Annotated in this window: 11 protein-coding genes; 5 read left to right on the top strand and 6 right to left on the bottom strand. The window is 64.3% G+C overall.

Annotated elements, in window-relative coordinates; all coding sequences use genetic code 11:
* A partial coding sequence (locus tag WA702_RS13190) for an MFS transporter (protein WP_425110970.1) occupies positions 1-752 on the bottom strand: 752 nt, incomplete at its 3' end.
* A 218-nt stretch (positions 753-970) separates the two neighbouring features.
* Between WA702_RS13190 and WA702_RS13185 the strand changes: the two genes are divergently transcribed.
* Positions 971-1168, top strand: a complete 198-nt coding sequence (locus WA702_RS13185; RefSeq protein ID WP_425110969.1) for a hypothetical protein — start codon at positions 971-973, stop codon at positions 1166-1168.
* A 39-nt stretch (positions 1169-1207) separates the two neighbouring features.
* On the opposite strand, the gene WA702_RS13180 is transcribed toward WA702_RS13185, so the two are convergent.
* Positions 1208-1474, bottom strand: coding sequence for a hypothetical protein (locus WA702_RS13180; protein ID WP_425110968.1), 267 nt, complete (start codon positions 1472-1474; stop codon positions 1208-1210).
* 201 nt (positions 1475-1675) lie between these two features.
* Positions 1676-2242: an elongation factor P gene (gene efp / locus WA702_RS13175; RefSeq protein WP_425110967.1), complete on the bottom strand. Its 567-nt coding sequence runs from the start codon at positions 2240-2242 to the stop codon at positions 1676-1678.
* A gap of 153 nt (positions 2243-2395) precedes the next feature.
* On the opposite strand from efp, the gene epmA reads away from it, so the two are divergent.
* Genes epmA through WA702_RS13160 form a run of 3 tightly spaced genes read left to right on the top strand, consistent with a single transcriptional unit; the run spans position 2396 to position 4816 of the window.
* Positions 2396-3448, top strand: a complete 1053-nt coding sequence (epmA, locus tag WA702_RS13170) for an EF-P lysine aminoacylase EpmA (protein ID WP_425110966.1) — start codon at positions 2396-2398, stop codon at positions 3446-3448.
* Positions 3445-4542, top strand: coding sequence for a lysine-2,3-aminomutase-like protein (locus WA702_RS13165; RefSeq protein WP_425110965.1), 1098 nt, complete (start codon positions 3445-3447; stop codon positions 4540-4542). Before epmA ends, WA702_RS13165 begins: the two co-directional genes overlap by 4 nt.
* A gap of 25 nt (positions 4543-4567) precedes the next feature.
* Positions 4568-4816, top strand: coding sequence for a hypothetical protein (locus WA702_RS13160; RefSeq protein ID WP_425110964.1), 249 nt, complete (start codon positions 4568-4570; stop codon positions 4814-4816).
* A gap of 22 nt (positions 4817-4838) precedes the next feature.
* Here the strand turns inward: WA702_RS13160 and WA702_RS13155 are convergent, their stop codons facing one another.
* Positions 4839-5732, bottom strand: coding sequence for a LysR family transcriptional regulator (locus WA702_RS13155; protein ID WP_425110963.1), 894 nt, complete (start codon positions 5730-5732; stop codon positions 4839-4841).
* 124 nt (positions 5733-5856) lie between these two features.
* Here WA702_RS13155 and WA702_RS13150 point away from each other — a divergent pair, with 124 nt between their 5' ends.
* Positions 5857-7188, top strand: a complete 1332-nt coding sequence (locus WA702_RS13150) for an MFS transporter (protein WP_425110962.1) — start codon at positions 5857-5859, stop codon at positions 7186-7188.
* Here the strand turns inward: WA702_RS13150 and WA702_RS13145 are convergent.
* Together WA702_RS13145 and WA702_RS13140 are read right to left on the bottom strand one after the other, a co-directional pair.
* Positions 7106-8191, bottom strand: coding sequence for a 3-deoxy-7-phosphoheptulonate synthase (locus tag WA702_RS13145; protein ID WP_425110961.1), 1086 nt, complete (start codon positions 8189-8191; stop codon positions 7106-7108). The genes WA702_RS13150 and WA702_RS13145 overlap by 83 nt on opposite strands.
* A 240-nt stretch (positions 8192-8431) precedes the next feature.
* Positions 8432-8795 (bottom strand): HdeD family acid-resistance protein (locus WA702_RS13140; RefSeq protein ID WP_425110960.1); only part of this gene is annotated, 364 nt, incomplete at its 5' end.

Genomic DNA, 8795 nt, shown 5'->3' with positions numbered 1-8795 from the left:
CGCACCTCGCGCAGATAGGTCGGCAGGAAGGTGGTCAGCGCGGCATAGCCGCCATGGGCGCCGGTCCCGAACAGGCCGCCGACCAGGGTCGCGCGCAGCGTCTCGGGGCGGAAGACGCCGGCGAGCGTGCCGAGAAACGGCGCCGGCGCGCCCTTCGTTGCGCGCTTCGGCTCCTCGATGCCGCGCCGGATGTAGAGGATCAAAAGCGCCGGCAACAGGCCCACAGCGAACAGGATCCGCCAGCCGATATCATTTGGCGCGTAGGTGAAGACGATGGCGGAGAGCAGCACCGCCGCGCCCCAGCCGACCGCCCAGGCGCTCTGCACCGCGCCTAGCGCACGGCCGCGATGGTCGGGACGGATGATCTCGGCCATCAGCACCGCGCCGCAGGCCCACTCGGCGCCGAAGCCGAGGCCCTGGATTGCCTTCAGCGCCACGAGCTGATTGTAGCTGGTGACGAAGGCAGAGGCGAACGTCGCCAGCGCAAAAGTCGCGACGGTGATCTGCAGCGCGTTGACCCGTCCGTAACGGTCGCCGAGCGCTCCGCCGAGCCAGCCGCCGAATGCGCCGAAGAACAGCGTGATCGATCCGAGCAGGCCTGCCTCGGACTTATTGATGCCGAACGCTGCGATCAGCGCCGGGATCGCGAGGCTGAACATCTGCACATCGAGCGCATCGAGCGCCCAGCCGCCGAACGACGCCCAGAAGGTTCGCCGCTCCAGCGGTGCCGAGTCCGCGTACCAGCCTGCCATCGTCCCATCCCCACGATTGTTGTGTCGAGACTCGCCCGGTCGCTCCGAAAGGACGGCGGCGATTTCATTTAGTCATCTATATGACTCGATCGAACATGACGCGTCAAGATTGGGAAGGAACCGAAAGCGGGTGATAGCAGCGAGCGCGCGTTCGGCGGAACCGAGCGCTCATCCGCGGAGTTCTTCGAAGAGCAAACCTGTCCGATGGAAGGTGGACCATGACGAGCGCCCAGCAACAGCCCGATGGCGACCAGCTCAAGCCCAATGATTTTCCGGTGCAGGCTGAAAAGGACAAGATCACGCGACGGGACGGCGAGCCGGTCGCGAAAACCGAAAGCGATGAAATGGCCAAGGAGATCGCCGAGCGGCTCAATTGCGACGAGCATCGCCGCGAGGAGGATCGCTGGTCGGCTTGAGAAACACCACCTGCGACGTCGCGCGCGGGCGGGATAAGATCAATTCGGAATCGCCGGCTGGGCCTGTTTGGGACCGGCTGGCTTGGGCTCGACGATCAGCTTCGGATCGGTCGGCAGCACTTTCGCGCCGGCCGCGCGCGCGACCTGGCCGGTGGTTGATAGACGCGCCTGCGCGGTCGGCTTGATCTCGGGACTGTGCCAGCGATCGCGCACGAGGAAGATGAGAGTCGTGACGCAGATCGCCGCAACCACGACCGCGATCATCACCGGTACGGCTCGATGGTTTTGTTTGAGTGCCTCGCTCATCGTCCGGCCTCCTCCGTGTCGGGAAGTTAACTCAACCGGTCAGCCTGCGGTTCCGACATAAAGGAACCCGAAGCTGTTGTAGGTTGCCGACGTGTGGCCTCAGGATGGTCGAGTCTTCGGAAGAAAAGAGGCGGCTTGGTGCTGCGACCGAAACCGCCTCGTTCATCTCATCGGAGTATCAGCTCAGGACGGGGCGGCGCGTCAATCCTTGGCGCGCTCGACATAGGTGCCGTCTTCGGTCAGGACCACGATGCGGGTCCCGGCCGCGACGTGCGGCGGCACGCCGGTGCGCAGGCCGTTGGACAGCATGGCCGGCTTGTAGGAGGACGATGCGGTCTGGCCCTTGGTAACCGGCTCGGTATCGACGACCTCGAGCGTGACGCGCGCCGGCAATGTGATCGACACCGGGGTGGTGTCGTGCATCGACAGCTTCACCGTCATGTTCTCCTGCAGATAGACGGACGAGGTGCCGATGACGTCCTTTGGCACCTGGACTTGGTCGAAGCTCTCCGGATTCATGAAATGGAAGCCGTCCGGATCTTCATAGAGGAAGGTGTAATTGCGCTCTTCGATCGTGGCCTTCTCGACTTGGTCGGTGGTCTTGTAGCGCTCGGAGATCTTCACACCGTCGCTGATTCGGCGCATTTCGATCTGGCTGACCGGGGTGCCCTTGCCGGGATGGATGTTCTCGGCCGTCACGACGACGTAGAGCTTGCCGTCTTGCTCAATGACGTTTCCCTTGCGAATAGAGCTGGCGATGACTTTCAAAGCTGTTCTTCCTGATATTGGGGCCGGACCCCTGGGCTGGCCCAGGTGCCGCGGCGCGTCGGATTGTGGGGTATCGGATGCGGTTTCGGGCCGCAACATACTGACTTTGTCTGGTCTTTCCAGTCTTTTGCGGCCTAACCGGGCAGACAGTCGATGACCGGAGCAACCCCGATCTCGCCCTGGTGGTCGGCCGGCCGGCGCGCCGACATGCGCCCGTTCCTGCTGGCGCGGGCGGCGATCACGCAGCGGTTGCGGGCTTGGTTCGCGGAGCAGGGCTTCGTCGAGGTCGAGACCGGCATCCTGCAGATATCTCCCGGGAATGAGACCCATTTGCATGCTCCGGCCACCGAACTGCTGGACGCGGACGGCATCAGACATTTGAGGTATCTGAGAACCTCCCCGGAATTTGCCTGCAAGAAGCTGCTGGCCTCCGGGGAAAGCCGGATCTTCGAGCTGGCGCGGGTGTTCCGCGACCGCGAGCGCGGCGACCTGCATCTGCCTGAGTTCACCATGCTGGAATGGTATCGGGCCGACGCGGCCTATGATTCAATCATGGCCGATACCATTGTCGTAATCGCGCAGGCGGCGCAGGCCACGGGCACTGGGCAATTCACGTTCCGCGGCCGCAGCGCCGATCCGTTTGCCGAGCCGGAGCTGCTGCCGGTGGCCACTGCGTTCGCGCGCCACGCCGGGATCGACCTGTTGGCAACGATCAAGAACGGCGTCGGCGAGCGGGATAGGCTGGCCAAAGCCGCGGCGGGCAAGGTGCGCATTTCCGACGATGACACCTGGTCTGATATGTTCAGCAAGGTGCTGGTCGAGCATATCGAGCCGCGGCTCGGGCACGGGCGTTTGACCGTCCTCTATGAATATCCGGCACCGGAGGCTGCGCTCGCCCGGGTCAGCGCCGCCGATCCGCGCGTGGCCGAGCGCTTCGAGGTCTATGCCTGCGGCGTCGAGCTCGCGAACGGGTTTGGCGAGTTGACCGACGCAGCCGAGCAGCGGCGGCGCTTCACGGAATCGATGGACGAGAAGGCGCGGCGCTATGGCGAGCGTTATCCGATCGACGAGGAATTCATCGCCGCGGTCGGCGAGATGCCGCAGGCCAGCGGCGTCGCGCTTGGCTTCGACCGGCTGGTAATGCTGGCGAGCGGGGCTTCGCGGATCGATCAGGTGGTGTGGACGCCGCCTGCAGGTGAGACATGAGCAGGCACACAAGACACAGCACGCTGCGCAGCGTCACCGATCTCGTGGCGCACGACCTCGTCGCGCCGACCGACCAGGCCGTGCTGGAGGAGGTCGCCGCGCGCTATGCCATCGCGGTCACGCCGCATCTCGTCGGCCTGATCGCTTCAGATGCGGCCGACGATCCGATCGCGCGCCAGTTCGTCCCGTCAGTCGACGAACTGGTCGCGACAACGGGCGAACGCGCGGATCCGATCGGCGACGATTCGCATTCGCCGGTGCCAGGTATCGTGCATCGCTATCCCGACCGGGTGCTGCTCAAGCTGGTCCATGTCTGCGCGGTCTATTGCCGCTTCTGCTTCCGCCGCGAGATGGTCGGCCCTGGCAAGGAGAGCGCGCTGTCGGACGACGCCTATCGCGGCGCGCTGGATTACATCCGGGTGCATCCGGAAATCTGGGAGGTGATCCTCACCGGTGGCGATCCGTTGATGCTATCGCCGCGCCGGCTCAGCGAGATCATGGCTGAGCTGGCCGCGATCGATCATGTGAAGGTGATCCGCATTCACACCCGGCTGCCGGTTGCCGACCCCGCGCGCATGTCGCCTGAGCTCGTCACGGCACTCAAGGTTCAGGGCGCCACGACCTGGGTTGCATTGCACGCCAATCATCCGCGTGAATTCAGTGAGGAGGCGCGTGCGGCCTGTGCGCGACTCGTCGACGCAGGGATCCCGATGGTCAGCCAATCGGTGCTGCTGCGCGGCATCAATGACGATGCGGTGACGCTTGCAGCCTTGATGCGGGCCTTCGTTGAATGTCGCATCAAGCCTTACTACCTGCATCATGGTGACCTCGCGCCGGGCACCGCGCATCTGCGCACGACGCTGGCGCAAGGCCAGGAGTTGATGCGCGCGCTGCGTGGCCGGGTGTCGGGCCTGTGCCAGCCGGACTATGTGCTCGATATCCCCGGCGGTCACGGCAAGGCGCCGGTCGGCCCGCAGTTTCTCGCAACGCACGGTTCATGTGCGCCAGACCATGAAGCGGCTGAGGAAACGCGCTATCGTGTGATTGACTATTGCGGCGACGTGCATCTCTATCCCCCTGAGACGGGCGACTGATTTGCCGGCAAGACGGAGGAGTCACATGAAGAAGGTTGCGATTGCGATGAGTCTCCTGCTGCTGGTTGCCGACGGTTCGGCGCTAGCGCAAGGTGCCGGCAGCAGTGCCGGTCGTTCTTCCTCTGCTCCCGCGGTCCAGGCGCCGATCGGCCATCGCCAGCCGCGCGTGGGCGACGTGCCGAACGAGAAGAACCTGAACAACCCGACCGACCAGGCCAACAAGGAAGACGCGGCGCTCGACAAGAAGATCAAGAGCATCTGCCGGGGCTGCTAGACCGCCTGCGAGATCGTGGACATCACCAGCGTTCTGCGGAGAAGCGGGATGCCAGCGTGTCGATGAACAGGCGTGTCCGCGCCGGCAGCTGCGGTGCAGGCAGCCACACAGCGCTCACCGGCACGGGTGGGGGTTCGAAACCGGTCAAGACCAGTTCGAGCCGGCCGTCATCGACCATGCTTCGAATTTGCCAATAGGGTGCAAGGCCAATTCCGAGTCCGGCCAAGACCGCCGCGTTGCAGGAGGCGGCGTCATTGGCGGTGAATGGGCCGCTGACACGAGTCCAGACCACAGCGCCGTCGCGGGTGAGGGGCCAGCCGCTTTGTTCGGGACCGATGGTCCTGACCACGCATTGATGGCGCGCGAGATCTGAAGGCGTAACGGGCCGCCCGTGGCGTTCGAGATAGCCTGGCGTCGCAAACAGAACGCGGCGGAGCTGCGCAAGACCGCGCCGTCGCAGTCCCGACGAGGGCAACTCTCCAATCCGGATCGCCAGGTCGGTACGCTCCGCGACCAGATCGGTAAATGCGTCGCCCAGCACCAATTCGACGTCGACACCCGGCCATCGCTGCATGAAGCTCGATGCGACAGGAACAACATAGGCCGGTGCAAACAGCACTGACGCAGCGATGCGCAATTTGCCGGAAACGATTTCGCCGTGGCGGGCAGCTTCCTCGCGGGCAAGATTGATGTCCGCGAGTGCCGCTTTGACCCGGTCGTGAAACGCGAGCCCGGCAGCCGTGACCTGTGATCGACGGGTGGTGCGCAGAACGAGCGGCGTCCCAAGTTCGCGTTCCAGCAGCGCCAACGAGCGACTTACCGCCTGCAAAGAATAGCCAAGCGCCTTCGCCGCTGCCGTCAGGCTGCCGTGCTCCACGACGGCAACAAAGGCGGTGTAATCGTTTAGATCGGCCATGTGAATTCTTCCTTATACTGGAAGAATATATCTCATTTCGGCATAATTATCTCGGTTCGGCAGACATTCTAAAGCTCTGCGGCACGGCCGGCATATCGCCGGTCGATTGATGCGAGGACCAAGAATGCTGCTGACCACCTCATCGAACGTCCGGATGTCGCCGACTTTGCTCACCGTGCTGACCGGCGCGGTCGGAATCACCGTCTTGCCGTTGTTTGCAGCACAGCCATTGGTTGGCTTGATCGGGCCGAGCCTCGGGCTTTCGCTGGCGCTGGCGGGATTGATGCCGACCTTGCCGCTGCTCGGCTACGCGGTCGGGCTCATCCTCTTCGTTCCGCTGATTGATTTGTTCGAAAGCCGGACGATCATTTTGTGGACGCTGGGGCTCGATGTTTGCGCGCTCGTTTTGATTGCCTGCGCGCCCACGCCGTTGTTGTTTCTGCTGGCAGCGTTCGCGGTGGGCGTTGCGACCAGCTCGATCCAGATGCTGATTCCGGTCGCGGCGGCGATGACGCCGGAGCATCTGCGGGGCCGGACCATCGGAACGCTTATGAGCGGTCTCATGATCGGAATCCTGTTGTCGCGTCCGCTCGCAAGCCTTGTGGCCAGTGAGCTCGGCTGGCGCGCGTCGTACGTGCTCGATGCCGCTGCCCTGGCTGGCGTTGCGTTGACGCTCCTAGTGCTGTTGCCGCGACACCAGCCCGCCACGAAAGGAAGCTATGACGCATTGGTTCGATCGCTTAGGAGGCTGCTCGCAGAGGAGCCGCTGTTGCGGCGGAGGGCGCTTTATCAAGCACTATGCATGGCCGCCTTCAGCAGCTTTTGGACCGCAATTGCGTTGCGCCTGGCGGCGTCGCCGTTTGACCTGACGCAGATTGGAATTGGGCTCTTCGCGCTGGCCGGCGCCGGCGGCGCGGTCGTGTCGCCGATTGCGGGGCGCGCGGGTGATCGGGGACTGACGGTCGCCGCCACGCGCCTCTCGCATCTTACCGCCATCGGTGCGCTCGTCCTTGCCGGCATCGCCGGCGCGGGTTGGTTCGGATTTGACGCCGCCAACCATGGTCGGCTCGGGCTCGGACTGCTGGCGGTGGCCGCTTTCGCGCTGGATCTGGGCGTCGTTGGCGATCAGACGTTGGGGCGCCGCGTAATCAACATGCTGCGCCCCGAAGCACGCGGCCGCATTAACGGGCTTTTTACCGGCCTGTTCTTTGTCGGCAGCGCCACCGGATCGGCCTTGTCAGGTGTTGCCTGGAGTGTCAGTGGCTGGTCCGCAGTCTGCTGGCTCGGCCTGTTCTTTACAACCGTGGCCTTCCTTCTGAGTTGGCAAAGGCAGGGCGCTTCGGAGGAGGCGCCCTGCCTGACCTTAAACCGCCTTACGCCGTACGCGCGCATGTCGCGCGCCGGCGTGCCTCCCCCCGGGCGTCGGCAGCCCCGGCCAGCTGCTCCAGCACCGTGACGGTGGTGTCCCAGTCGATGCAGCCATCGGTGATGCTCTGGCCGTAGGTGAGCGGCACGCCCGGCTTCACGTCCTGCCGGCCGGCGACGATGTTGCTCTCGATCATCACGCCCATGATGCGCTCTTCCCCGCCCGCGACCTGCCGGGCGATGTCGGCGGCGACCAGCGGCTGGTTCTCCGGCTTCTTGCCGGAGTTGGCGTGGCTGGTGTCGATCATCAGCTTCGGCGAAAGGCCTGATTTCACCAGCTCGGCGGCAGCCTGCTCGACATGTGCGGCGTCGTAGTTCGGCAGCTTTCCACCGCGCAGGATGATGTGGCAGTCCTCATTGCCAGTGGTCGAGGCAATACCCGAGCGGCCACCCTTGGTCACCGCCATGAAATGATGCGGATGCGCTGCCGATTTCACCGCATCCGCAGCAATGCGGATGTCGCCGTCGGTGCCGTTCTTGAAGCCGACCGGGCAGGACAGGCCGGAGGCCAGTTCGCGATGGATCTGGCTTTCGGTGGTGCGGGCACCGATCGCCGCCCACGACACCAGATCGGCAATGTATTGCGGCGTCGTCATATCGAGGAATTCGGTCGCTGCCGGCAGGCCGAGATTGTTCACGGCCGAAAGCAGGTTGCGCGCCAGGCGCAGGCCCTTGTTGATGTCGAAGGTGTCGTCGAGATCGGGGTCGTTGATCAGGCCCTTCCATCCCACAATGGTCCGGGGCTTCTCGAAATAGACCCGCATCACGATCTCGAGGCGATCAGCCAACCGCTCGCGGAGCACGGTGAGCCGCTCAGCATAATCGACCGCCGCGATCGGATCGTGGATCGAGCAGGGGCCGACGATGACCAGCAGCCGGTCGTCGGTGCCAGTGAGAATGGAATGGATGGCATTGCGCGCGGCCATTACCACGCGGGTTGCGGTCAAGGTGCGCGGGATCTCGCGCATCACCTCACCGGGCGGACTTAGCTCTTTGATTTCCTTGATACGAAGATCGTCTGTCGTGCTCAGCATGGCGGGCTCCTGTGGGATTGGAAGAACCTGCCGGCCATAAAAAAAGCCGCCAGGATCTGGCGGCTGTTCGGATCGTTTGCTGCTCTGATTTCAGATTGAGCGTGATCCTCCCGCCGCCAGCGAGCTGCCGTAGGTAAAGTACCAAAAATAGCTGGTGGCGACGGTGATCATGGTTGGCTCTATAGCGTGCCGTTTCCGGCTTGTCATCCCCCCAATCCGTGGGCCGGGGGGACATGGCAGCTAACTGTTGCGCGCGGCCAACGCCATGCCGATCAGGGTGGCGCCGCCGAACAGCAGGTTGATGCCGACGAGCAGTCCGATCGCCCACAACGCCGAGGCTGGCCAGCCGGAGATGATGAGGCCGGCGATGACGATATCGACGAGACCGGAGACCAAAAGCCAGGACCAGCGCTGCGACAATTCGCGCCGGTGCTCCAGCGCGTAGAGGATGGTGGCGACGCCCTCGGCCAGGAAATAGACGCCGACCACGATGGTGAGCGTCGCCGTGCCCTGTACCGGCTCGGCCAGCAGGATGATGCCGGCGCCGATCGCCAGCACCGCCGAGAGCAGCGACCACCAGAAGCCGGGCAGGCCACGCGCCCAG

Origin of the sequence: Bradyrhizobium sp. (assembly GCF_049798375.1) — a bacterium.
In the GTDB taxonomy this organism is placed as follows: Bacteria; Pseudomonadota; Alphaproteobacteria; order Rhizobiales; family Xanthobacteraceae; genus Bradyrhizobium.
Note: the sequence above shows the minus strand (reverse complement) of the source record. Positions and strands in the feature narration are given on the sequence as shown.